The organism is Klebsiella quasivariicola, assembly GCF_002269255.1.
Lineage (GTDB): Bacteria > Pseudomonadota > Gammaproteobacteria > Enterobacterales > Enterobacteriaceae > Klebsiella > Klebsiella quasivariicola.
In genome coordinates, this window is record NZ_CP022823.1 from 3,969,053 (window position 1) to 3,992,059 (window position 23,007).

Genomic DNA, 23,007 nt, shown 5'->3' on the forward strand with positions numbered 1-23,007 from the left:
GAAAACGAGTGTAGACAAGCGGCGAAAAAAAACCGCCGGGGGCAACCCGGCGGTTTTCTTATTTTCTTCGCAGCAGGACGATTAATAAAAATCGTGAGCGGCTTTTTCCGCCTGCGCCATCCATACCGGCTGCTCGCTGGTTTTCGACCATACCCGGTGCAGCCAGCTGTAGTAGCGGGCGCGATCTTTCCAGAACAGCATCACCGGCAGCGCCACGACGCCAGCCACGACGGCGAAAGCACGACGCAGCAAAATAATATGAGCAGGATAAGCTTTGTACAACGCCATCATTTCTCTCCCCTTTATCAGGCCGGCAAGCAGCGCCGGTAAAATTAACTTGTTTGTCTGAGCAAAATAGTACCGTGTTGGTTGTAATTTTACTACTCATCCGACCACTAAAAAGCACGTATTTATACTTAATTTACATTCATCGCGTAAATTAGTTACAAAAAAGTTAAATTAATACTAACCATCAGTTAATTTGTGCCTTTGTCATTTTTATACTTTTTTTACACCGCGCCCGCGGATTTTTGCGAAATCTTTGCGCCGTAATTTCTATTCTCCTGGTAAATCAAAAAGACACCCGGAGGTGGATTGTGACTGCAGGCGTACTCACTGGCGTTGGGCTGGTGTTCCTGTTACTGGCTTATCTGGTTTATGCCTTGATACATGCGGAGGCATTCTGATGGCTGCCCAGGGATTTTTATTATTAGCCAGCTATCTGCTGGTATTGCTGGTGCTGGCGCGCCCGCTGGGGGCGTGTCTGGCGAGGATGGTAAACGATATCCCGCTTCCCGGCCTGGCCGGCGTCGAGCGCGTCCTGTGGCGCGTAGCCGGGATCCGCGCCGAGGAGATGGGCTGGCTGCAGTATTTGCTGGCGATCCTGCTGTTTAACGCCCTCGGCGGCCTGGTCCTGTTCGCCCTGCTGATGCTGCAGGGCGTGCTGCCGTTTAACCCGCAGCATCTGCCGGGATTATCATGGGATCTGGCGCTCAATACCGCGGTCAGCTTTGTCAGCAATACCAACTGGCAGGCTTACGCCGGCGAAAGCACCATGAGCTATCTCAGCCAGATGGTCGGTCTGACGGTGCAGAATTTCCTCTCTGCCGCCACCGGGATCGCCGTGGTCTTCGCCCTGACCCGCGCCTTCGCCCGGCAGAAAATGTCCACCCTTGGCAATGCCTGGGTCGACCTGACGCGCATTACCCTGTGGCTCCTGCTGCCGCTCTCCCTGCTGGTGGCCCTGTTCTTTATTCAGCAGGGTGTGCCGCAGAATCTGCTGGCCTACCAGCCCTTTACCACCCTCGAAGGGGCGCACCAGCTGTTGCCGATGGGGCCTGTCGCCTCGCAGGAAGCGATTAAGCTGCTGGGCACCAACGGCGGCGGTTTCTTTAACGCCAACTCCGCTCACCCGTTTGAAAACCCAACCGCGCTGACCAATATCGTGCAGATGCTGGCGATCTTCCTTATCCCGGCGGCGCTGTGCTTCGCCTTCGGCGAGGTGGTGAGCGATCGCCGTCAGGGACGCGCCATCCTGTGGGCAATGACGCTGATCTTTATCCTTTGCGTCGCCGTGGTGATGTGGGCGGAAACTCGCGGCAACCCCCACCTGCTGACGCTGGGCGCTGACAGTAGCCTGAATATGGAAGGTAAAGAGAGTCGCTTCGGTATTCTCGCCAGCAGTCTGTTCGCGGTGATCACCACCGCCGCCTCCTGCGGCGCGGTCAACGCCATGCATGACTCCTTCACCGCGCTGGGCGGCATGGTGCCGATGTGGCTGATGCAGATTGGCGAAGTGGTGTTCGGCGGCGTCGGCTCGGGCCTGTACGGCATGCTGCTGTTCGTCATGCTGGCGGTATTTATCGCCGGGCTGATGGTCGGCCGCACCCCGGAGTACCTCGGGAAGAAAATCGATGTCCGGGAAATGAAAATGATCGCCCTCGCCATTCTGGTCACCCCGACGCTGGTGCTGCTCGGCACGGCGCTGGCGATGATGACCGACGCCGGTCGCGCCGGGATGTTCAACCCCGGGCCGCACGGCTTTAGCGAAGTGCTGTACGCCGTCACCTCGGCGGCCAATAACAACGGCAGCGCCTTCGCTGGCCTGGGTGCGGCGACGCCGTTCTGGAACCTGCTGCTGGCGTTCTGCATGCTGGTCGGCCGCTTCGCCGTCATCATTCCGGTGATGGCCATCGCCGGCTCGCTGGTGGCGAAGAAAATACAGCCGGCCAGCCCCGGTACCCTGGCCACTCACGACGCCCTGTTTATCGGTTTGCTGATCGGCACCGTACTGCTGGTGGGCGCCCTGACCTTTATTCCTGCGCTGGCGCTTGGCCCGCTGGCTGAATACTTTTCCTTACTTTGAGCGATGCGGAGCACCCTGTTATGAGTCGCAAACAATTAGCCCTGCTGGAGCCGACGCTGGTGCGCCAGGCGCTGCTGGATGCCGTGAAAAAACTCAGCCCGATGGTGCAATGGCGCAATCCGGTGATGTTTATCGTCTGGGTCGGCAGCCTGTTAACCACCCTGCTGGCCATCGCCATGGCGGGCGGTGCCCTGACCGGTAGCGCCACCTTTACCGCCGCCGTCAGTATCTGGCTGTGGTTTACCGTGCTGTTCGCTAACTTTGCCGAAGCGATGGCGGAAGGCCGCAGCAAAGCCCAGGCCAACAGCCTGAAAGGGGTGAAAAAAACGGCGTTCGCCCGCAAACTGCGCGCCCCGCAGCATGACGCGACGGTCGACCACGTGCCGGCGGAAGACCTGCGCAAAGGCGACGTGGTGCTGGTGGAAGCCGGGGATATTATCCCCTGCGATGGCGAAGTCATCGAAGGCGGCGCCTCGGTGGACGAAAGCGCCATCACCGGCGAATCTGCCCCGGTGATCCGCGAATCCGGTGGCGATTTCGCCTCGGTGACCGGCGGGACGCGCATTCTCTCCGACTGGCTGGTGATCCGTTGCAGCGTCAACCCGGGAGAAACCTTCCTCGACCGGATGATCGCCATGGTGGAAGGCGCTCAGCGCCGTAAAACGCCGAACGAGATCGCCCTGACGATCCTGCTGATCGCCCTGACGCTGGTGTTCCTGCTGGCCACCGCCACCATCTGGCCGTTCTCGGCGTGGAGCGGCAATGCGGTCAGCGTCACCGTGCTGGTCGCCCTGCTGGTGTGCCTGATCCCGACCACCATCGGCGGGCTGCTGTCGGCCATCGGCGTCGCCGGGATGAGCCGTATGCTCGGCGCCAACGTCATCGCCACCAGCGGCCGCGCGGTGGAAGCCGCTGGCGACGTCGATGTCCTGCTGCTGGATAAAACCGGGACCATTACCCTCGGCAACCGCCAGGCTTCCGCCTTCCTGCCGGCGCGCGGTGTGGAAGAGCGAACCCTCGCCGATGCCGCCCAGCTCTCCTCGCTGGCGGATGAAACCCCTGAGGGGCGCAGCATCGTGGTGCTGGCGAAACAGCGCTTTAACCTGCGCGAACGCGATCTGCAGTCGCTGCACGCCACCTTTGTCCCCTTTACCGCGCAAACGCGGATGAGCGGCATCAATATTGATCAACGCATGATCCGCAAAGGGTCGGTGGATGCCATTCGCCGCCACGTGGAGGCCAACGGCGGCCACTTCCCTGCCGATGTCGATAAACAGGTCGAAGAGGTCGCCCGCCAGGGGGCCACGCCGCTGGTGGTCGCCGAAGGGGAAAAGGTGCTGGGGATTATTTCGCTCAAAGATATCGTCAAAGGCGGTATCAAAGAACGTTTTGCCCAGCTGCGCAAAATGGGCATTAAAACGGTGATGATCACCGGCGATAACCGCCTGACCGCCGCGGCGATCGCCGCCGAGGCCGGGGTCGATGATTTCCTCGCCGAAGCGACGCCGGAAGCCAAGCTGGCCTTGATCCGCCAGTACCAGTCGGAAGGTCGGCTGGTGGCGATGACCGGCGACGGCACCAACGACGCGCCCGCGCTGGCTCAGGCCGATGTGGCGGTGGCCATGAACTCCGGCACCCAGGCGGCGAAAGAAGCGGGAAACATGGTCGACCTGGATTCCAACCCTACCAAGCTGATTGAGGTGGTCCATATCGGCAAACAGATGTTAATGACGCGCGGCTCGCTGACCACCTTCAGTATTGCCAACGACGTGGCGAAATATTTCGCCATTATTCCGGCGGCGTTTGCCGCGGTCTATCCCCAGCTGGCCATGCTGAACGTGATGGGCCTGCATTCACCGTCTTCGGCGATCCTCAGCGCCGTTATCTTCAACGCGCTGATCATCGTCTTCCTGATCCCGCTGGCCCTGAAAGGCGTGAGTTACCGTCCGCTCTCCGCCTCGGCGATGCTGCGCCGCAACCTGTGGATCTACGGCCTCGGCGGTCTGCTGGTGCCCTTTATCGGTATTAAAGCCATTGACCTGCTGCTGACCCTGAGCGGTCTGGTGTGAGGAAAAAACGATGTCATTGATTCGTCCAGCACTTGTGCTATTTGTTCTGTTAACGCTGCTCACCGGCGGCGTCTATCCTCTGCTTACCACCAGCCTGGGACAATGGTGGTTTAACCCGCAGGCTAACGGCTCGCTGATCCGCCTGAACGGTGAAGTGCGCGGCTCGGCGCTGATTGGTCAGAACTTTACTGCCGCAGGCTATTTCCAGGGCCGCCCGTCGGCCACCGCTGAGACGGCGGATAACCCCATGGCCTCGGGTGGCAGCAATCTCGCCGCCAGCAACCCGGCGCTGGATAACGCGGTGAGCGAGCGCGTGCAGGCTCTGCGCGCCGCCAACCCGGACGCCGACCCGCGGGTGCCGGTCGAGCTGGTCACCACCTCGGCAAGCGGTCTCGATAACAACCTGACTCCGGCCGCCGCGCTGTGGCAGGTCCCCCGGGTGGCCAAAGCGCGCCAGCTGAGCGTTGAGCAGGTAACCCAGCTGGTGAATCAGGCCACAGAAACGCCGCTGCTGAGCTTCCTTGGCCAGCCGGTGGTGAATATACTGCAACTCAATATGGCGCTGGATGCCCTGAAGGATAAGTAAATGAGTGACGAGCCGCTGCGCCCGGACCCTGACCGCCTGCTGCAGCACACCGCCGCCCCGCATCGCGGCAAACTGAAAGTGTTCTTCGGCGCCTGTGCCGGAGTGGGGAAAACCTGGGCGATGCTGGCGGAAGCGCAGCGGCTGCGCGCCCAGGGGCTGGATATTCTGATTGGCGTGGCGGAGACCCACGGCCGAAAAGAGACCGCCGCGATGCTGGAGGGCCTGAGCACCCTGCCGCCGCGGCGGCTCGCTCATCGCGGGCGGTACGTCTATGAGTTCGATCTCGACGCCGCCCTCGCCCGCCGTCCGGCGCTGATTCTGGTGGATGAGCTGGCGCACAGCAACGCGCCCGGCTCCCGCCACCCAAAGCGCTGGCAGGACGTGGATGAACTGCTGGAGGCCGGGATTGATGTCTTTACCACCGTTAACGTCCAGCATCTGGAAAGCCTGAATGACGTCGTCAGCGGGATCACCGGCGTGCAGGTGCGGGAGACCGTCCCCGACCCCTTCTTTGACGCCGCGGACGACGTGGTGCTGGTGGACCTCCCCCCGGACGATCTGCGCCAGCGGCTCAATGAGGGCAAAGTCTATATCGGCGGCCAGGCTGAGCGCGCTATCGAAAACTTTTTCCGCAAGGGCAATCTGATTGCGCTGCGCGAACTGGCCCTGCGCCGCACCGCCGATCGCGTCGATGAGCAGATGCGCGCCTGGCGCGACCGTCAGGGCCAGGAGAAAGTCTGGCACACCCGCGATGCGATCCTGCTCTGTATCGGGCACAACACCGGCAGCGAAAAGCTGGTGCGCGCCGCCGCCCGGCTCGCCGCCCGCCTGGGCAGCGTCTGGCATGCGGTGTACGTCGAGACCCCTTCCCTGCACCGGCTGCCGGAAGCCCGGCGACGGGCTATTCTCGCCGCGCTGCGTCTGGCCCAGGAGCTGGGCGCCGAAACCGCCACCCTCTCCGATCCGTCGGAAGAGAAAGCGGTCCTCCATTACGCCCGCGAGCATAACCTCGGCAAAATCGTCATCGGCCGCCAGCGCAAGCGCCGCTGGTGGGATCGCAGCGGTTTCGCCGACCGTCTGGCTCGCCATGCGCCGGACCTCGATCTGGTGGTGATCGCCCTCGATGAAAAACCGTCCCCTCTCCCTGCGCGGGCCAACGACAGCCGTACAGCGCTGGAGAAGTGGCGCCTGCAGCTGCAGGGCTGCGCGGTGGCGGTGGCGCTATGCGCCATCATTACCCTGGTAGCCATGCAGTGGTTGATGGCCTTCGAAGCCGCCAATCTGGTGATGCTCTATCTGCTGGGAGTGGTAATCATCGCCCTGGTCTATGGCCGCTGGCCGTCGGTGCTGGCGACGGTGATCAACGTTATCAGCTTCGATCTCTTTTTTGTCGCCCCGCGCGGGACGCTGGCGGTGTCGGATGTCCAGTATCTGCTCACCTTCGGCGTGATGCTCACCGTGGGTCTGCTTATCGGTAACCTCACCGCCGGCGTGCGCTACCAGGCGCGGGTGGCGCGCTACCGTGAACGCCGTACCCGCCACCTGTATGAGATGTCTAAAGCGCTGGCGGTGGGTCGCAGCCAGCAGGATATCGCCACCACCAGCGAGCGGTTTATCGCCTCTACCTTTCAGGCCCGCAGCCAGCTGCTGCTCCCGGACGCCCAGGGAAAACTGCTGCCCTTAACCCACCAGCCAGGGCTGACCCCGTGGGATGATGCCATCGCCCGCTGGAGCTTTGATAAGGGCCAACCTGCCGGCGCCGGCACCGATACCCTGCCCGGCGTGCCGTATCAGATCTTGCCCCTGAAGAGCGCCGCCCGCACCTGGGGACTACTGGTGGTGGAACCGGAGAATCTGCGCCAGCTGATGATCCCGGAGCAGCAGCGGCTGCTGGAGACCTTTACCCTGCTGGTGGCCAGCGCCCTGGAGCGCCTCACCCTGACCGCCAGCGAAGAGCAGGCCCGTCTGACCAGCGAGCGGGAAAGCCTGCGTAACTCGCTGCTCGCCGCCCTGTCGCACGATCTGCGTACTCCGCTAACCGTGCTGTTTGGCCAGGCGGAAATTCTGACCCTCGATCTGGCCAGCGAAGGTTCAAAACATGCCCCGCAGGCCAACGAAATCCGCCAGCATGTGCTCAACACCACCCGGCTGGTGAACAACCTGTTGGATATGGCGCGGATCCAGTCCGGCGGCTTTAATCTGCATAAGGAGTGGCTGACGCTGGAGGAAGTGGTCGGCAGCGCGCTGCGCATGCTCGAGCCAAGCCTCGGCGGCCAGCATATTCAGCTGGATTTACCCGATCCCCTCCAGCTGGTGCATGTCGACGGGCCGCTGTTCGAGCGGGTGCTGATCAACCTGCTGGAAAATGCCCATAAGTATGCCGGGGGCCGGGCGGACATCGGTATCCGCGCCGAAGCGGACGCCAAACAGCTGTCGCTGGAGGTCTGGGATAACGGTCCGGGGATCCCGGCAGGCCAGGAACAGGCTATCTTTGATAAATTCGCCCGCGGCAACAAAGAGTCGGCGATCCCCGGCGTCGGGCTGGGCCTTGCCATCTGTCAGGCCATCGTCGACGTCCACGGCGGGACCATTTCCGCCAGCAACCGGCCCGAGGGCGGCGCCTCTTTCCGTGTTACACTCCCGGGAGAAGCGCCCCCTGAACTGGAAGAGTTACCTGAGGAATTGTGATTAACGTTCTGATTATCGAAGATGAACACGCTATCCGTCGCTTTCTGCGCACCGCGCTGGAAGCCGACGGCATGCGCGTATTTGAAGCGGAAACCCTGCAGCGTGGTCTCATTGAAGCCGCCACCCGTAAGCCCGACCTCGCGATCCTCGATCTGGGCCTGCCGGATGGTGACGGCATCGATTTTATTCGCGACCTGCGTCAGTGGAGTCAGATACCGATTATCGTCCTGTCAGCGCGTAGCGAAGAGCATGACAAAATCGCCGCCCTGGATGCCGGCGCCGATGACTACTTAAGTAAACCCTTTGGCATCGGCGAGCTGCAGGCCCGCCTGCGCGTCGCGCTGCGTCGCCACGGCGCGGCGCAGGCCGATGAGCCGGTGGTGCGCTTCGCCGACCTGGAGGTCAATATCCCCGCCCGCCGCATTCTGCGCGGCAGCGAAGAGATCCACCTGACGCCTATCGAGTTTCGTCTGCTGGCGGCGCTGTTGAATAATCCCGGCAAAGTGCTTACCCAGCGCCAGCTGCTGAATCAGGTGTGGGGGCCTAACGCCGTGGAGCACAGCCACTATCTGCGGATCTATATGGGTCATCTGCGGCAAAAGCTGGAGGTCGATCCGGCACGGCCGCAGCATTTGCTGACCGAAACCGGCATTGGCTATCGCTTTATGCCCTGAGCCCCGCCTCTGCAGTACCAGAGGCTGGCGATTTTCAGCCCTTCAGAGAGCAGCAGAAAACCGGCCAGGATCGCTACATGCCTGACGCCGGCAGCCTGAATCAGCCACAGACCCAGCGACAGCGAAGGCTGCATAAACACCAGCCTGAGCGGCGCCTGCCCCCAGGCCAGCCACAGCGCATAGCGGCTCTGGCGGAAAAAAAGGATCATCGACAGCGGGATGCTGATAATCAGCAGAACATTCAGCGGATAGAGCCAGACCGCCGCGGAGCCCCAGGTGTGCAACAGCTGAAGATACGCCAGCATGTCGTCGTAGAAAGGGAGACGGCGGTGGGAAATATTCCACCATAAGAATTGCAGGACGAAAAAGAGATCCATCCACGCCCAGAACAAAAACAGGGACTTCCGTTGTATTTTCATCGCTATCCTTGCGAAAAAAATCAGGCCCGCAAGGGGCCTGAGAGTAGTGCGTAGTTACGCGTTCTTCAGCACTTCACTGACAATCTCTACCGCTTCTTTTTCAATCAGCTTGCGATGTTCTTCGCCGAGGAAGCTTTCGCAGTAGATCTTGTAGGCATCTTCGGTGCCTGACGGACGCGCCGCGAACCAGCCGTTGTCGGTCATCACCTTCAGACCGCCAATCGCCGCCCCGTTGCCCGGCGCCGCGGTCAGACGGGCAGTGATCGGATCGCCCGCCAGCGTATCGGCGCTGACCATTTCCGGAGAGAGCTTGGACAGCGCCGCTTTCTGCGCGGAGGTCGCGGAAGCCTGCAGACGGTTATAGCTCGGCGCACCGAAGCGTTCCGCCAGCTCGTTGTAATGCTCCTGCGGGTTTTTCCCGGTGACGGCGGTGATTTCCGCCGCCAGCAGGCACATGATGATGCCGTCTTTATCGGTCGACCACGGCGTGCCGTCGAAGCGCAGGAAGGAGGCCCCGGCGCTCTCTTCGCCGCCGAAGCCGAAGCTGCCGTCGAACAGGCCGTCAACGAACCACTTAAAGCCCACCGGCACTTCCACCAGCTTGCGGCCCAGATCGTTCACCACGCGGTCAATCATCGCGGAGGAGACCAGCGTTTTACCGACTGCCACCTCTTTGCCCCACTGCGGACGATGCTGGAACAGGTAGTTAATCGCCACCGCCAGGTAGTGGTTCGGGTTCATCAGCCCGGCCGGGGTGACAATCCCGTGACGGTCGTAATCCGGATCGTTAGCAAACGCCAGGTCGAACTTATCGCGCAGCGCCAGCAGGCCCGCCATCGCACACTCCGAGGAGCAGTCCATACGGATGGCGCCGTCTTTATCGAGGTGCATAAAGCGGAAGGTCTGATCCACCTGATCGTTGACAATGGTCAGATTGAGCTTGTAGTGCTCGCCAATGCGTTTCCAGTATTCGATACCGGACCCGCCCAGCGGATCGACGCCCAGCGTCAGGCCGGCTTTCTGGATCGCCGCCATGTCGACGATATCCGCCAGGCCTTCGATGAACGGCTGCACCAGATCCTGTTCTTTAACGTGGCCAGAAGCCAGCGCCGCGTCCAGAGAAATGCGTTTCACGCCCTGCAGGCCGGCGGCCAGCAGTTCGTTGGCGCGGTTTTCCACCACTTTGGTGACGTTGGTATCCGCCGGGCCGCCGTTTGGCGGGTTGTACTTGATACCACCATCTTCCGGCGGGTTATGTGACGGGGTGATCACAATGCCGTCCGCCAGCGGACCGCCTTTTTTGTTATGCACCAGAATCGCGTTGGAAACCGCCGGCGTCGGGGTGAAACCGTTGTTTTCCTGCACGATCACGTCAACGCCGTTGGCGGTTAACACTTCCAGCACCGAGATAAACGCCGGCTCGGAAAGGGCGTGGGTATCTTTGCCGACATAGCACGGCCCGGTGATCCCGTTCTTCGCACGATCTTCCGCAATGGCCTGGGCGATGGCCAGGATATGCGGTTCGTTGAAGTTGTGGCGCGCCGCGCTACCGCGATGGCCAGAGGTACCGAATTTTACCGCATGCTCCGCATTACCGACTTCAGGCTTCAGCACATAGTACTGAGCAGTCAGTTGGGCGACGTTAATCAAATCACTCTGTTGCGCAGGCTGCCCCGCACGTTTATCGATTGCCATTGCCTGATCCTTCTGGTGCAAATGTTAAAAAACTAGATCGTGCCGCAAACCTTCTCAATCAGCTCCGCAGGGAACTGCATCGACTGCATGATGTGCTCGATCATGCTGCATTTACGGCCGGTATTGGTATTGGTGATAACCCACCACGGGGTACCAGGAACCTGTTTCGGTTTGGTCTGGTTGCCGCTTTTCAGCAGCGTACGCGCATCTTCCGCGAAGTAGACGCGCGTGCGGCCATGCAGAGACTCGGTGGCCTCAGCAAATGCCTGACTGTCCAGGGAGTAGAGGGTCGTCAACACCAGCATAAAACGGTTCACCGCACGCTTCTGCTCGGCGTATTCATCAGATAACAGCAGCTCGCGCATGGCGCGGACTTTATCTTTCACCGGGTTAGCGGCTTTCACCTCAACGGCAGGCGCTGGCACCAGTGCCGGCGCGGCTTTGCTGACCGGTGTAGCCGGTTGGGAAACGGCGGAAAATTTCAGCATGCGCCGTAAAATGTCGGATGCGCTCTCGCCGATATGCAGAGTGTGGCTGGCAATATAGCGATAGAGTTCATCATCAACTTCAATTGTTTTCATCTTAATCCAGTGCGATATCTTTTCTGAATACAAATCGTTGGGATTATAAGTACAAATCCCAACCGCGGATAGCGTCAAACCAGGATGGCGGTAAAACTCAGAAAACTTCTGGGTCTTGCAGCCGGATGGCAGAATGTCCAACATAATACCCTAACCCGACGGAGCGAAAAAAAGAACTTTGCCATGAAATTAAATAGCCGAGCGCAATCTGCACAGAATTCGCACAACCACTCCCCGATCGTGCTGGTCCACGGTCTGTTTGGCAGCCTGGACAACCTGGGCATCCTCGCCCGCGACCTGATCGCCGACCACGATATTGTGCAGGTCGATATGCGCAACCACGGATTATCGCCGCGGTCGCCAGAGATGACCTACCCCGCCATGGCGCAGGATCTGCTCGATACGCTTGACGCGCACCAGATTGAGCGCGCCACCTTTATCGGCCATTCGATGGGCGGCAAAGCGGTGATGGCGCTCACCGCCCTGGCGCCGGAACGCATCAGCGGACTGGTGGCGATCGATATCGCGCCGGTGGATTATCACGTACGCCGCCATGATGAGATCTTCGCCGCTATCCGCGCCGTCAGCGAATCCGCCGCCAGCACCCGCCGGCAGGCAGCGCAGGTGATGCGCGAGCATCTGCAGGAGGAAGGGGTAATTCAGTTCCTGCTGAAATCCTTCGTCGACGGCGACTGGCGCTTCAACGTGCCGGTGCTGTGGGACCAGTATCCGCATATTGTCGGCTGGGAAACCATTCCGGCCTGGCCACACCCGACGCAGTTTATTCCCGGCGGCAACTCGCCCTATGTGACCGATGCCTACCGTGAAGCGCTGCTGGCCCAGTTCCCGCAGGCGCGGGCCCACGTCATCGCCGGCGCCGGACACTGGGTCCATGCCGAGAAACCCGAGGCGGTATTACGCGCGATCCGTCGTTACCTGATGAGCATCGCCGTCTGATTGGCTAAAATATGCCCGACCGCGCCGCAGAATGCCCGCGGTCGTTGGCGCAGCCGTTCGCCTGATGTATGATGGCGCGCTATCTGCGCCGGCTAGAGCCCGGCTGCTTGTTTCCCCGAAGTCACTCAGAATCATGGCAAAAGAACAAACGGACCGTACGACATTAGATTTGTTCGCAAACGAGCGTCGCCCGGGAAGACCGAAAACCAATCCGCTGTCGCGCGATGAACAACTGCGCATCAACAAACGTAATCAGCTGAAACGCGATAAAGTGCGCGGGCTGAAGCGCGTCGAGTTAAAACTCAACGCGGATGCGGTCGATGCGCTCAACGAGCTGGCGGAAGCGCGTAATATGAGCCGCAGCGATCTCATCGAAGAGATGCTGATGACGCAATTAACCGCCCTGCGCAGCCAGGGAAAAGTCTAACTTTCCGCGAAAAACCCGCATTCATGTAGCAGAGTGTGCAGTCGGGCGTGATTGCTGTTTCCGCGCCCTTGCCTGTTCTGCTATGATTGCCGTTATCTATGGGCATCGCGTCCCTACCACATCATTTAAGTTTCAAGAGGTTATTTTACTCATGGCAATCATCGGCATCTTTTTTGGCAGCGACACCGGCAACACCGAAAATATTGCAAAAATGATTCAAAAGCAGCTTGGTAAAGATGTTGCTGATGTTCACGACATTGCCAAAAGCAGCAAAGAAGACCTGGAAGCCCACGACATCCTGCTGCTCGGCATCCCGACCTGGTACTACGGGGAAGCGCAGTGTGACTGGGACGACTTCTTCCCGACGCTGGAAGAGATCGACTTTAATGGCAAACTGGTGGCGCTGTTCGGCTGCGGCGACCAGGAAGACTACGCAGAATACTTCTGCGACGCGCTGGGCACCATCCGCGACATCATTGAGCCACGCGGCGCGACCATCGTCGGTCACTGGCCGACGGCCGGGTATCATTTTGAGGCTTCCAAAGGCCTGGCGGATGACGACCACTTCGTCGGCCTCGCCATCGATGAAGACCGCCAGCCGGAGCTGACCAACGAGCGCGTGGAGAAGTGGGTGAAGCAGGTTGCCGAAGAGCTGCACCTTGAAGAAATCAAAAACGCCTGATGATTAAGCGGCGTAACTATTGAGTTGCGTCGCATTAATAGACAAAAGCAATCAAACTAATAGCTACAAGTTTTTAACTTTTAATCACATATCTGTACAATGTCCTCTGATTCTACGAGGCACGTGACGCAGTTTGTAGCTGGTGCCTCGTTTTTGACAGCAAACCAGGCCTGATGCTTGCAGTTTTCATTTACCAGTGGCAGTTCTATAATGAGACGCATTACGTCGGGTTAATTTCTGTATGACTTCCGTTGAAGGAAGTAGATCGTTTAGCAACAGGACAGATTCCGCATGACTGACAACAATACCGCATTAAAGAAGGCTGGCCTGAAAGTCACACTTCCTCGACTGAAAATCCTCGAAGTGCTGCAGGAACCGGATAACCATCATGTCAGTGCGGAAGACTTATATAAACGCCTGATCGACATGGGCGAAGAGATTGGTCTGGCGACCGTTTACCGCGTCCTTAACCAGTTTGATGACGCCGGTATCGTGACTCGTCATAATTTTGAAGGCGGAAAATCCGTTTTCGAACTGACCCAGCAGCATCACCACGATCACCTGATCTGCCTCGACTGCGGCAAAGTGATCGAATTCAGTGATGACTCTATTGAAGCGCGCCAGCGTGAAATCGCTTCCCGTCACGGCATCCGCCTGACCAACCACAGTCTGTATCTGTACGGTCACTGTGCGGAAGGGGATTGCCGCGAGGACGAACACGCCCACGACGCAGTGGAAAAGTAATTCCCCGCGTCGTCTGCTCTGAAAAGCCAACCTGCCGGTTGGCTTTTTTATGGGCGCTTCTGCCGCGCTTCCCGCTCAGTCCCCTGGGATAACCTTCCTCGTCCCCGCTTTGTCCGGAGAGTTGATATGGAACTTCGCCAGCTACGCTACTTTGTGCGCATTGTGGAAACCGGCAGCATGGGGCGCGCTGCGCTCGATCTCAATATCGGCGTCTCGGCGCTTAGCCAGCAGATCGCGCGCCTGGAAAACGAACTGGCCATTCGCCTGCTGCAGCGGACCTCCCGCGGGGTCACGCCCACCAGCGCGGGCCTTGCTTTCTACTCCCAGGCGCAGCTGGCGCTGCGCCATGCCGATGATGCCATCCTCGCCGCCCGCGAGGCGCGCCTGTCGGGCCACGTCAGCGTTGGCATGGCCCCCAGCACCGCCTCCGTTCTCGGCGTTCCGTTCATCAATGCGATGCGCGAAAGCTACCCCGACGTGCGCCTGCATCTGGTGGAAAGCCTTTCCGGCAATCTGGAACGGATGATCAACACTCGCCAGCTCGATTTTGCTATCGTTTTCCAGCAGGAGAAGATCCTGCGCTGGAGCGCCAGACCGCTGCTGGAAGAGCGCCTGTTCCTGATTGGCAGCCATGCGCTGTTAGCCCCCCTGCAGGATGACCATATCACCCCCGACCAGCTCGCCACCCTGCCGCTGATTATGCCAAGCCAGGGCCACGGCCTGCGCGGCCGGCTGGAGGCGGTTTGCCAGCAGCATCATCTCAGCGTTGAGGTGGTGGCGGAGATTGACGGCCTGGCCCTGCTGATGCAGGCCGTGCGCAGCGGACTGGGCGCCACTCTTCAGCCCGGGGCCGCCATCTCCCATCTCGACCATCAGGCGCTAAGAGTGATCGGCGTCGCCAATCCGGTGCTGAGTCGCCCCAACTTTCTGGTCAGCCTGTCCGATGATGAGCTCACCCCGGCAGGGCTTGCCGCACGGGTAATACTGAGCAAAGTCATGCGTCAGCTGGTGGAGTCTGGCCGCTGGCCGGGCGCTACCCTTTACACCAACTAAACCCCTCTTTAGCACTACGCCATAGCGCTCTGTCGCCGTTACCGCCTACATTCCCATTACAAATTTAACAATTAATTAAATTGTAAGGGAGCCGATAATGGTGGATGTACTGGTGATTGGCGGCGGCAATGCCGCGCTATGCGCCGCCTTAACCGCCCGGGAGGCCGGCGCCTCGGTGCTGCTGCTGGAGGCGGCGCCGCGGGAGTGGCGCGGCGGCAACTCGCAGCACACCCGTAACCTGCGCTGTATGCACGATGCGCCGCAGGACGTGCTGGTCGACAGCTATCCGGAAGAAGAGTATTGGCAGGATCTGCTGCGCGTCACCGAGGGGAACACCAACGAAGCGCTGGCCCGGCTGGTGATCCGTACCTCGTCACAGTGCCGCGACTGGATGCGCCAGCATGGGGTTAACTTTCAGCCGCCGCTCTCGGGCGCTCTGCACGTTGCCCGCACCAACGCCTTTTTTATGGGCGGCGGCAAAGCGCTGGTCAATGCCTATTACCGCAGCGCGGAGCAGATGGGGGTGCAGATCCGCTACAACACGCCGGTGCAGGCCCTGGAACTGCGCAACGGGGAATTTGTTGCCGCGCTGGCAGGCGAGGAACGGATTGTCGCGAAAAGCTGCGTCCTCGCCGCCGGCGGATTTGAATCCAACCGCGAATGGCTGCGCGAGGCCTGGGGGCAGAACGATCGTGGCGAATGGCCCGCCGATAATTTCCTCATCCGCGGCACCCGCTTCAATCAGGGGGTACTGCTCAAGTTTATGATCGACGCCGGGGCCGATATTATCGGCGATCCTTCGCAATCCCACTGCGTCGCCATTGACGCCCGGGCGCCGCTCTATGACGGCGGGATCTGCACCCGCGTCGACTGCGTGTCGCTGGGGGTGGTGGTGAATCGCGATGCCGAGCGTTTTTATGATGAAGGAGAAGATTTCTGGCCCAAACGCTACGCCATCTGGGGGCGACTGGTCGCCCACCAGCCGGGGCAAATCGGCTACTCGATCATCGACAGTAAAGCCATTGGCCACTTTATGCCCCCCGTCTTTCCCGGCGCTCAGGCCAATACTATCCCCGAGCTGGCGCGCCAGCTCGGGCTGGACGGCGAGCGCTTAGCGCAAACCCTCGCCGATTATAATGCCGCCTGTACCCCGGGTGACTTCGATCATACCCGCCTGGATAACTGCGCCACCTCCGGCCTGACGCCGGCGAAAACCCACTGGGCGCGCCCCCTCGATACGCCGCCTTACTACGGTTACGCCTTACGTCCGGGGATCACCTTCACCTACCTCGGGCTCTACGTCGACGACACCGCCGCCGTCCATTTTGCCGGCAAACCCAGCCGCAATCTGTTTGTCGCCGGGGAAATGATGGCCGGCAATGTGCTCGGCAAAGGCTATACCGCCGGCGTCGGGATGTCGATCGGCACCACCTTCGGTCGCATCGCCGGCCAGCAAGCCGCCCGTGCGGCACAGCAGGAGAACCACCATGAAGTCGCTTGAAAAGCTGATCATTGACGCGCAGATCATCACCGAGCCGGAGGCGGAAGTCGAACGGGTGATGCAGGTGTGTAACGCCTGCCGTTATTGCGAAGGGTTTTGCGCCGTGTTCCCGGCGATGACCCAGCGCCTGGCCTTTGGCAAGGCGGATATCAACTATCTGGCTAACCTGTGTCATAACTGCGGCGCCTGCCTGCACGCCTGCCAGTACGCGCCGCCGCACGAGTTCGCCATTAACGTGCCGAAGGCGATGGCCGAAGTCCGGCTGGAGACCTATCAGCATTACGCCCAGCCCGCCGCCTTTGCCAGCCTGTACCGCCGGGCCGGCGTGACCACCGTGCTGGCGCTGATCGCTGGCCTGATCGTCTTTCTGCTGCTGGCGATGGGGCTCAACGGTTCACTGCTGCACCCGCCGCTGGCCGGTGATTTCTACCAGATATTCCCGCATAACCTGCTGGCGTGGATGTTTGGCTCGGTCTTTGTGCTGGCGATTGGCTTACTGATGACCGGGGTGATCCGTTTCTGGCGCGAGATCTCCCCGGGTCAACCGCAACCGATTGATATTGCAAAGGCATCCCATAATGCGCTGACGCTGAAATATCTCGACGGCGGGCACGGGAAAGGCTGCAACGAAGCCGATGACGCCTTCACGCTGATGCGCCGCCGTTTCCACCACTTCACCTTCTACGGCTTTATGCTCTGTTTCGCCGCCACGGTGGTGGCCACGGGCTATCACTATTTCGCCGGCCGGGAAGCCCCCTACCCGTTCTTCAGCGTCCCGGTGCTTCTCGGGACCCTCGGCGGCATCGGCCTGCTGGTGGGGCCGGCTGGTCTGCTGTGGTTGAACCTGCGCCGGTCGCCGCTGCATGGCGATGCGCGACAAAAACCGATGGACCGCGCATTTATCCTGCTGCTGCTGCTGACCAGCTTCACCGGTCTGGCGCTGCTGGCGGGACGGGATACCTCGTGGATGGGTATTTTGCTCGCCGTTCATCTCGGGGTGGTGATGGCCCTGTTTTTAACCCTTCCCTACGGAAAATTTGCCCACGGATTTTATCGCTGTGCGGCGCTACTCAAGTGGGCGATTGAGAAGCGGCGCGGAAAACAGGCGGCAGTCGCAGGCGACTAACCCGCTCCCTCTTACCTCTATAAAAACAAGATAAAGACAATGGAGAGCACCCGATATGACCCAACAACCTACCCGCGCCGGCACCGTCGGCGCTATCCTCCGCGTGACCAGCGGTAATTTTCTCGAACAGTTCGACTTTTTCCTGTTTGGCTTTTATGCCACCTATATCGCCCGCACCTTTTTTCCGGCGGAGAGCGAGTTCGCGGCGCTGATGCTGACCTTTGCGGTGTTTGGTTCGGGCTTTCTGATGCGCCCCATCGGCGCGGTGGTGCTGGGCGCCTATATCGACAGGATCGGTCGCCGTAAAGGGCTGATGGTCACCCTGGCGATCATGGGCTGCGGGACGCTACTCATCGCCCTGGTACCGGGCTATCAGACCATCGGCGTGCTGGCGCCGATCCTCGTGTTAGTGGGTCGCTTGCTGCAGGGGTTCTCCGCGGGCGTCGAGCTTGGCGGGGTGTCGGTCTATCTGGCGGAGATCGCCACGCCGGGCAATAAAGGCTTCTATACCAGCTGGCAATCCGCCAGCCAGCAGGTGGCCATCGTGATGGCGGCGCTGATTGGCTACGCGCTGAACGCCACCCTGGCGCATGAAGAGATCGCCGACTGGGGCTGGCGCATTCCCTTCTTCATTGGCTGTCTGATTATTCCGCTGATTTTCGTGCTGCGCCGCTCGCTGCAGGAGACCGAGGAGTTCCTGCAGCGTAAACATCGCCCGGATACTAAAGAGATCCTGACCACTATCGCCAGGAACTGGCGCATTATTACCGCCGGGACGTTGCTGGTGGCGATGACCACCACCACCTTTTATTTTATCACCGTCTATACGCCGACCTACGGCAGAGCGGTGCTGCACCTCAGCGCTCGCGACAGCCTGCTGGTGACCATGCTGGTGGGCATCTCTAACTTTATCTGGTTACCGATTGGCGGGGCGATCTCTGACCGGATCGGTCGTCGCCCGGTGCTGATGGGGATTACCGTGCTGGCGCTGCTCACCACCTGGCCGGTGATGCACTGGCTCACCGCCGCGCCCGATTTTACGCGTATGACGCTGGTCCTGCTGTGGTTCTCGTTCTTTTTTGGCATGTATAACGGCGCGATGGTGGCGGCGCTCACCGAAGTGATGCCGGTGTATGTCCGCACGGTGGGCTTTTCGCTGGCCTTCAGCCTTGCCACCGCGATCTTCGGCGGACTGACGCCGGCTATCTCTACCGCCCTGGTCGAGCTCACCGGCGATAAAAGCGCGCCCGGCTGGTGGCTAATGTGCGCCGCGCTGTGCGGGTTTGTCGCCACCGTCCTGCTGTTCGTGCGTCTGAGCCGCAGCTACCAACCGGCAGAGAGCCAGCGCTAAAAAACAAACGGGCGGAGAGAGACTCCGCCCGTTTGCCGTTATCGTCTGGATTAATGGGTCGTATTATTGCTGCGGATCTCCTTCCAGATCTGGTCACAACGCGCTTTCACCGCCTGATCGTTACCGGTGCGGGTGGCCTGAATACACTGCTGATAATCCAGTACCCGGACGCTCTCCTGGTTAGCAAACTGCTGGTGCTGTTTATCCTCTTTCAGGACATTCAGTACGCTCTGACACGCTTCAATCTTGTCCGGATTCCCTTCCGCCGTATTAATACAGGCGCTATAGGCATTTCTGAGTTTAGAATCTTCTTCGGGTGCCGGCGAAGCGGTACAGCCCGCCAGACCCGATGCCATCATGGCAATGAACAGCATTTTTTTCATTGTCGTTCTCCCGGAGGTGCGGCAGGCTCACGCCCGCCGCGCAGGTATCAGAAAATAGTGAACGGGGCGATAACCATGAACTTCACATCGCGCTCATCCTGGAAGATGTTGCCGTAGCCACCGCTCCAGCTCGGGATATCGGAATGGTTGTCGTACTGGGTAAAGTGCAGTTTGAACAGCGTGCCCTTCGCCCGACCTTCCTGCACGGTATACAGCGCATCCAGGCTGTAGGCCGACTCTTTCAGGCGATAGTCAGGATCGTAGTACGCATCCGGAGAGGACATTCTGCCCGGCTTCGCATCCCAGGAGTAGACATAAGAGGCGCCAAACGCCCAGCCAGGCATGTCCCAGTTTTTCATGTCATACATCGCGCCGAAGAAGACCGCTTTTTCGCCGTTGGCGTTAAAGTCAGAGCGGTTATCCCACCAGATATCGAGACGACCGTTGGAGGAGGCGTAGGTCGGCGTCATACGCTGCAGGAAGTAGCCCTGCTGGCCATCGGCCTTCACCCAGGTCCCTTCCAGACGCAGATCCAGCACATCCGCCACTTTATAGCCAAAGGTTAATGCCTGCAGCCATGCGGTGCCGTCATAGATGTCGTTGACCCCGCCATTGCTGACCTTATCGCGGGTGCCGTAGAACTGATAGCTGGTGCTCAACGGTGCACCGGCGACGTCAAACTTGTAGCTGGCTTTAGCAAAGTACTGATCGATATAGCCCTGAGCCTGACCAAACGCCGCTTCCAGCACCAGGTCATTTTTGAAATCATATTTAGCGCCGATGGAGTGCAGATAATCGACTTTGGTTTTCTTGTCGTTCTGATAGAAATCGTCCATCTCGATATGCCATGGCGCTTTATATTCGTTCGTCCACATGTAGGAGAAACTTAACGCGCCCGCGGTGCCATAGTCGAAGTTGGCGCCGGCTTCCGCCCCCTGGTAGGTACCAGGCATAAAGCTCCAGTGCGGAGCCAGCAGAGTCTGACCGGTTGGCTGGATATAACCTGCGCGTGCCCACGCGGGACCATATTTGAATTTCGCTGCCGCTTTATACAGGCTGATGCCGCTCTTATCGCCGGAATAATCTTCGTCATAGGCTTTGTTACGTGACGAGAAGGCGATTTCGTTCGGGTGGCCGCTGTCGCCGTTTTCCGCCATTTCAATCGCCGTAAACGCGGCAATATCCAGGCCAAACATATCGGCGGCATAGCCGGACTGGAAGTCCAGGTTGGCGTTCCAGGTGGAGTGAGAAAGGTTAGTTTTGTATTTGTCGCCGTCGGTCACATCTTTACGGTCACGCTCACGCTGCCAGTAATAGATACCGCCGGTTAAGGTTGAATCATCGATAAAGCCTGCTGCGCTGGCCTGCGGAACCACAACCCAGCCCGACATCGCGGTGACGGCGGCAATAGCCAGCGCCAGCGTACTACGTTTGCCACTAAACGTACGCATGTGCATATCCTCTTTGACGTTTTAAAAGGCGAAGACCAGGGGTCATTCGCTAAAAAAATAAATAAAACTGCAAAATGTGGGGCGGTGAAAAAGGCCGCGAAACCACTGTAGATAGACTATTTTTCGTGACGCGAATTATCAATGTTTTTCGTGAGGCAAAGCTTAAGATTATGACAAAGCGCACATAATTTATGTCGTTTTGTTACAGTCTTATCTCTGATGATTTTGTCATGGAAGTCATTGCAAAATCAGGGAAAAAAGAAAAGACTGAAAGCGATTACATTGGTTTTTTGTATATGACAGGAAACATCAGAAGATCTATTTATTGCCATCCTGAAACAGGATTAATTCGCATCGCGAAAATAAAAAGAGTAATTGGCTGATTCTGAAACAAAAAAAAAGCGCCGCACAATGCGACGCTTTTCATGGCGGAGACGTTATTCCCCTGCTTTCGCCCAGGTATCACGCAGGCCGACGGTGCGGTTGAACACCAGACTGGTTGCGGTTGCATAGCGGCTGTCGAGGCAGAAGTATCCTTCACGCTCAAACTGGTAAGCTTTACCCGCTTCAGCCTGCGCCAGGCTCGGTTCGGCGTAACCTTGTTTGATCACCAGCGACTCCGGGTTGATCACCGCAAGGAAATCGTCCGCCGCGCCTGGGTTGGGTACGCTGAACAGACGATCGTAGAGACGGATCTCCACCGGCAGCGCATGCGCCGCACTCACCCAGTGGATCACGCCTTTGACCTTGCGGCCGTCGGCCGGGTCTTTGCTCAGGGTGTCGGCATCGTAGGTGCAGAAGATGGTGGTGATATTGCCTTCGGCATCTTTCTCTACGCGTTCCGCTTTGATCACGTAGGCATTGCGCAGACGCACTTCTTTACCCAGCACCAGACGTTTGTACTGCTTGTTAGCTTCTTCGCGGAAGTCCGCGCGGTCGATCCAGATTTCGGCGCTGAACGGCACTTCGCGGCTGCCCATCTCCGGCTTGTTCGGATGATTCGGCATCGCCACCATTTCGCTTTCGCCCTGCGGATAGTTCTCGATAACCAGTTTCACCGGATCGATCACCGCCATCGCGCGCGGGGCGTTTTCGTTCAGATCTTCGCGAATGCAGGATTCCAGCGACGCCATCTCGATGGTGTTGTCCTGTTTGGTCACGCCGATGCGCTTGCAGAACTCGCGGATGGATTCAGCGGTGTAGCCACGACGACGCAGACCGGAGATGGTCGGCATGCGCGGGTCATCCCAGCCCTCCACGTGCTTCTCGGTCACCAGCTGGTTCAGCTTACGCTTGGACATCACGGTGTATTCGAGATTCAGGCGCGAAAATTCATACTGACGCGGATGCACCGGGATGCTGATGTTGTCCAGCACCCAGTCGTACAGGCGGCGGTTGTCCTGGAACTCCAGGGTACACAGCGAGTGAGTAATGCCTTCCAGCGCATCGCTGATGCAGTGGGTGAAGTCGTACATCGGGTAGATGCACCATTTGTTGCCGGTCTGATGATGCTCAGCGAACTTAATGCGGTACAGCACCGGATCGCGCATCACCATAAACGGCGACGCCATATCGATTTTGGCACGCAGACAGGCCTTGCCCTCTTCGAAACCGCCGCTGCGCATTTTTTCAAACAGCGCCAGGTTCTCTTCTACGCTGCGATCGCGATACGGGCTGTTTTTACCCGGCGCTTTCAGGGTGCCGCGATATTCACGGATCTCATCAGGAGAGAGTTCATCAACGTAGGCCAGCCCTTTGTTGATAAGCTCAACCGCATACTGATGCAGCTGATCGAAATAATCAGACGAGTAGCAAACGTCCCCGGACCAGTGGAAACCTAACCACTGCACGTCGTTTTTAATCGACTCCACGTATTCGATATCTTCTTTCACCGGGTTGGTGTCATCGAAACGCAGGTTGCATTGGCCCTGGTAATCCTGGGCGATGCCGAAGTTCAGGCAGATGGATTTCGCATGGCCAATGTGCAGATAACCGTTCGGCTCCGGCGGGAAGCGGGTGTGAACGGTGGTGTGCTTACCGGTAGCCAGATCTTCATCAATGATCTGACGGATAAAGTTAGTCGGGCGGGCTTCTGCCTCACTCATCACGGGTTCCTCAAAGCGTAAACAACGTATAACGGCACATGATCTTACAAGCAGGGCGTAGTGACAACTATTAGTTACGTAAAATAGGTATCAGAAGAGGATTATGGGGCCGATTGCTGGAAAAAAAAGCGGCGAAGGTTTCCCTTCGCC

22 protein-coding genes are annotated in these 23,007 nt (G+C 59.2%); 15 read left to right on the forward strand and 7 right to left on the reverse strand.

The window, feature by feature from the left end; all coding sequences use genetic code 11:
• Nucleotides 1-81 precede the first annotated feature (81 nt).
• Complete coding sequence (locus tag B8P98_RS20065; protein ID WP_025711824.1) at nucleotides 82-291, reverse strand: DUF2517 family protein; 210 nt, start codon at nucleotides 289-291, stop codon at nucleotides 82-84.
• A 305-nt stretch (nucleotides 292-596) separates the two neighbouring features.
• On the opposite strand from B8P98_RS20065, the gene kdpF reads away from it, so the two are divergent.
• The 6 genes from kdpF to kdpE are packed head-to-tail and all read left to right on the forward strand — an operon-like array spanning nucleotide 597 to nucleotide 8,382.
• Nucleotides 597-686, forward strand: a complete 90-nt coding sequence (gene kdpF / locus B8P98_RS20070; protein WP_020323459.1) for a K(+)-transporting ATPase subunit F — start codon at nucleotides 597-599, stop codon at nucleotides 684-686.
• Entirely contained in the window at nucleotides 686-2,365 is a 1,680-nt protein-coding gene (kdpA, locus tag B8P98_RS20075) for a potassium-transporting ATPase subunit KdpA (protein WP_080897276.1), read from the forward strand. The genes kdpF and kdpA overlap by 1 nt, the downstream gene beginning before the upstream one ends.
• Before the next feature lie 20 nt (nucleotides 2,366-2,385).
• Complete coding sequence (gene kdpB, locus B8P98_RS20080; protein ID WP_008805672.1) at nucleotides 2,386-4,434, forward strand: potassium-transporting ATPase subunit KdpB; 2,049 nt, start codon at nucleotides 2,386-2,388, stop codon at nucleotides 4,432-4,434.
• Between the two features lie 10 nt (nucleotides 4,435-4,444).
• Nucleotides 4,445-5,020, forward strand: a complete 576-nt coding sequence (gene kdpC / locus B8P98_RS20085) for a potassium-transporting ATPase subunit KdpC (RefSeq protein ID WP_025711826.1) — start codon at nucleotides 4,445-4,447, stop codon at nucleotides 5,018-5,020.
• Nucleotides 5,021-7,708: a two-component system sensor histidine kinase KdpD gene (gene kdpD, locus B8P98_RS20090; protein ID WP_025711827.1), complete on the forward strand. Its 2,688-nt coding sequence runs from the start codon at nucleotides 5,021-5,023 to the stop codon at nucleotides 7,706-7,708.
• Entirely contained in the window at nucleotides 7,705-8,382 is a 678-nt protein-coding gene (kdpE, locus tag B8P98_RS20095; protein WP_025711828.1) for a two-component system response regulator KdpE, read from the forward strand. Before kdpD ends, kdpE begins: the two co-directional genes overlap by 4 nt.
• Here kdpE and B8P98_RS20100 read toward each other — a convergent pair.
• Genes B8P98_RS20100 through seqA form a run of 3 tightly spaced genes read right to left on the reverse strand, consistent with a single transcriptional unit; the run spans nucleotide 8,364 to nucleotide 11,077 of the window.
• Nucleotides 8,364-8,801, reverse strand: a complete 438-nt coding sequence (locus B8P98_RS20100) for a hypothetical protein (protein ID WP_025711829.1) — start codon at nucleotides 8,799-8,801, stop codon at nucleotides 8,364-8,366. The genes kdpE and B8P98_RS20100 overlap by 19 nt on opposite strands.
• A gap of 54 nt (nucleotides 8,802-8,855) precedes the next feature.
• A complete protein-coding gene (gene pgm / locus B8P98_RS20105) occupies nucleotides 8,856-10,496 on the reverse strand; it encodes a phosphoglucomutase (alpha-D-glucose-1,6-bisphosphate-dependent) (RefSeq protein WP_002894773.1) in 1,641 nt (546 codons plus the stop codon).
• A 32-nt stretch (nucleotides 10,497-10,528) separates the two neighbouring features.
• Nucleotides 10,529-11,077 carry a replication initiation negative regulator SeqA gene (gene seqA, locus B8P98_RS20110; RefSeq protein WP_095033368.1) on the reverse strand — a complete coding sequence of 183 codons (549 nt, stop codon included), beginning with the start codon at nucleotides 11,075-11,077 and terminating at the stop codon, nucleotides 10,529-10,531.
• A gap of 183 nt (nucleotides 11,078-11,260) precedes the next feature.
• On the opposite strand from seqA, the gene ybfF reads away from it, so the two are divergent.
• The 8 genes from ybfF (at nucleotide 11,261) to tcuC (ending at nucleotide 18,918) form a co-directional block, all read left to right on the forward strand.
• Nucleotides 11,261-12,034: an esterase gene (gene ybfF, locus B8P98_RS20115; protein WP_095033369.1), complete on the forward strand. Its 774-nt coding sequence runs from the start codon at nucleotides 11,261-11,263 to the stop codon at nucleotides 12,032-12,034.
• 133 nt (nucleotides 12,035-12,167) lie between these two features.
• The gene (ybfE, locus tag B8P98_RS20120) at nucleotides 12,168-12,461 is read left to right on the forward strand and encodes a LexA regulated protein (RefSeq protein ID WP_002894767.1); all 294 of its coding nucleotides are present in this window, start codon (nucleotides 12,168-12,170) and stop codon (nucleotides 12,459-12,461) included.
• Nucleotides 12,462-12,612: 151 nt separating this feature from the next.
• On the forward strand, nucleotides 12,613-13,143 hold the full coding sequence (gene fldA, locus B8P98_RS20125; protein ID WP_002894765.1) for a flavodoxin FldA: 531 nt from the start codon (nucleotides 12,613-12,615) through the stop codon (nucleotides 13,141-13,143).
• Between the two features lie 291 nt (nucleotides 13,144-13,434).
• Nucleotides 13,435-13,887 carry a ferric iron uptake transcriptional regulator gene (gene fur / locus B8P98_RS20130; protein WP_004885952.1) on the forward strand — a complete coding sequence of 151 codons (453 nt, stop codon included), beginning with the start codon at nucleotides 13,435-13,437 and terminating at the stop codon, nucleotides 13,885-13,887.
• Between the two features lie 126 nt (nucleotides 13,888-14,013).
• Entirely contained in the window at nucleotides 14,014-14,940 is a 927-nt protein-coding gene (gene tcuR / locus B8P98_RS20140) for a tricarballylate utilization LysR family transcriptional regulator TcuR (protein WP_095033370.1), read from the forward strand.
• 97 nt (nucleotides 14,941-15,037) lie between these two features.
• The gene (gene tcuA / locus B8P98_RS20145; RefSeq protein WP_080924563.1) at nucleotides 15,038-16,441 is read left to right on the forward strand and encodes an FAD-dependent tricarballylate dehydrogenase TcuA; all 1,404 of its coding nucleotides are present in this window, start codon (nucleotides 15,038-15,040) and stop codon (nucleotides 16,439-16,441) included.
• Nucleotides 16,428-17,567: a tricarballylate utilization 4Fe-4S protein TcuB gene (tcuB, locus tag B8P98_RS20150; RefSeq protein ID WP_025711837.1), complete on the forward strand. Its 1,140-nt coding sequence runs from the start codon at nucleotides 16,428-16,430 to the stop codon at nucleotides 17,565-17,567. The genes tcuA and tcuB overlap by 14 nt, the downstream gene beginning before the upstream one ends.
• Nucleotides 17,568-17,622: 55 nt before the next feature.
• On the forward strand, nucleotides 17,623-18,918 hold the full coding sequence (gene tcuC / locus B8P98_RS20155; RefSeq protein ID WP_025711838.1) for an MFS transporter: 1,296 nt from the start codon (nucleotides 17,623-17,625) through the stop codon (nucleotides 18,916-18,918).
• Between the two features lie 50 nt (nucleotides 18,919-18,968).
• On the opposite strand, the gene B8P98_RS20160 is transcribed toward tcuC, so the two are convergent.
• Together B8P98_RS20160 and chiP are read right to left on the reverse strand one after the other, a co-directional pair.
• Complete coding sequence (locus tag B8P98_RS20160; RefSeq protein WP_025711839.1) at nucleotides 18,969-19,301, reverse strand: ChiQ/YbfN family lipoprotein; 333 nt, start codon at nucleotides 19,299-19,301, stop codon at nucleotides 18,969-18,971.
• 47 nt (nucleotides 19,302-19,348) lie between these two features.
• Nucleotides 19,349-20,752: a chitoporin ChiP gene (gene chiP, locus B8P98_RS20165; RefSeq protein ID WP_095033371.1), complete on the reverse strand. Its 1,404-nt coding sequence runs from the start codon at nucleotides 20,750-20,752 to the stop codon at nucleotides 19,349-19,351.
• 230 nt (nucleotides 20,753-20,982) lie between these two features.
• Between chiP and B8P98_RS32045 the strand changes: the two genes are divergently transcribed.
• Nucleotides 20,983-21,135: a hypothetical protein gene (locus B8P98_RS32045; RefSeq protein ID WP_410476992.1), complete on the forward strand. Its 153-nt coding sequence runs from the start codon at nucleotides 20,983-20,985 to the stop codon at nucleotides 21,133-21,135.
• Between the two features lie 54 nt (nucleotides 21,136-21,189).
• Here the strand turns inward: B8P98_RS32045 and glnS are convergent, their stop codons facing one another.
• Nucleotides 21,190-22,857, reverse strand: coding sequence for a glutamine--tRNA ligase (gene glnS, locus B8P98_RS20175; RefSeq protein WP_025711841.1), 1,668 nt, complete (start codon nucleotides 22,855-22,857; stop codon nucleotides 21,190-21,192).
• Nucleotides 22,858-23,007: the final 150 nt, after the last annotated feature.

What these genes read in the sequence shown, in the direction of transcription:
- kdpB (WP_008805672.1), top strand. Translation starts at nt 2,386, where the DNA reads ATGAGTCGCAAACAATTAGCCCTGCTGGAGCCGACGCTGGTGCGCCAG.
- kdpD (WP_025711827.1), top strand. Translation starts at nt 5,021, where the DNA reads ATGAGTGACGAGCCGCTGCGCCCGGACCCTGACCGCCTGCTGCAGCAC.
- B8P98_RS32045 (WP_410476992.1), top strand. Translation starts at nt 20,983, where the DNA reads ATGGAAGTCATTGCAAAATCAGGGAAAAAAGAAAAGACTGAAAGCGAT.
- kdpA (WP_080897276.1), top strand. Translation starts at nt 686, where the DNA reads ATGGCTGCCCAGGGATTTTTATTATTAGCCAGCTATCTGCTGGTATTG.
- tcuR (WP_095033370.1), top strand. Translation starts at nt 14,014, where the DNA reads ATGGAACTTCGCCAGCTACGCTACTTTGTGCGCATTGTGGAAACCGGC.
- tcuA (WP_080924563.1), top strand. Translation starts at nt 15,038, where the DNA reads ATGGTGGATGTACTGGTGATTGGCGGCGGCAATGCCGCGCTATGCGCC.
- tcuC (WP_025711838.1), top strand. Translation starts at nt 17,623, where the DNA reads ATGACCCAACAACCTACCCGCGCCGGCACCGTCGGCGCTATCCTCCGC.
- pgm (WP_002894773.1), bottom strand. Translation starts at nt 10,496, where the DNA reads ATGGCAATCGATAAACGTGCGGGGCAGCCTGCGCAACAGAGTGATTTG.
- chiP (WP_095033371.1), bottom strand. Translation starts at nt 20,752, where the DNA reads ATGCGTACGTTTAGTGGCAAACGTAGTACGCTGGCGCTGGCTATTGCC.
- B8P98_RS20100 (WP_025711829.1), bottom strand. Translation starts at nt 8,801, where the DNA reads ATGAAAATACAACGGAAGTCCCTGTTTTTGTTCTGGGCGTGGATGGAT.
- fur (WP_004885952.1), top strand. Translation starts at nt 13,435, where the DNA reads ATGACTGACAACAATACCGCATTAAAGAAGGCTGGCCTGAAAGTCACA.
- B8P98_RS20065 (WP_025711824.1), bottom strand. Translation starts at nt 291, where the DNA reads ATGATGGCGTTGTACAAAGCTTATCCTGCTCATATTATTTTGCTGCGT.
- kdpC (WP_025711826.1), top strand. Translation starts at nt 4,445, where the DNA reads ATGTCATTGATTCGTCCAGCACTTGTGCTATTTGTTCTGTTAACGCTG.
- seqA (WP_095033368.1), bottom strand. Translation starts at nt 11,077, where the DNA reads ATGAAAACAATTGAAGTTGATGATGAACTCTATCGCTATATTGCCAGC.
- ybfE (WP_002894767.1), top strand. Translation starts at nt 12,168, where the DNA reads ATGGCAAAAGAACAAACGGACCGTACGACATTAGATTTGTTCGCAAAC.
- fldA (WP_002894765.1), top strand. Translation starts at nt 12,613, where the DNA reads ATGGCAATCATCGGCATCTTTTTTGGCAGCGACACCGGCAACACCGAA.
- tcuB (WP_025711837.1), top strand. Translation starts at nt 16,428, where the DNA reads ATGAAGTCGCTTGAAAAGCTGATCATTGACGCGCAGATCATCACCGAG.
- ybfF (WP_095033369.1), top strand. Translation starts at nt 11,261, where the DNA reads ATGAAATTAAATAGCCGAGCGCAATCTGCACAGAATTCGCACAACCAC.
- glnS (WP_025711841.1), bottom strand. Translation starts at nt 22,857, where the DNA reads ATGAGTGAGGCAGAAGCCCGCCCGACTAACTTTATCCGTCAGATCATT.
- B8P98_RS20160 (WP_025711839.1), bottom strand. Translation starts at nt 19,301, where the DNA reads ATGAAAAAAATGCTGTTCATTGCCATGATGGCATCGGGTCTGGCGGGC.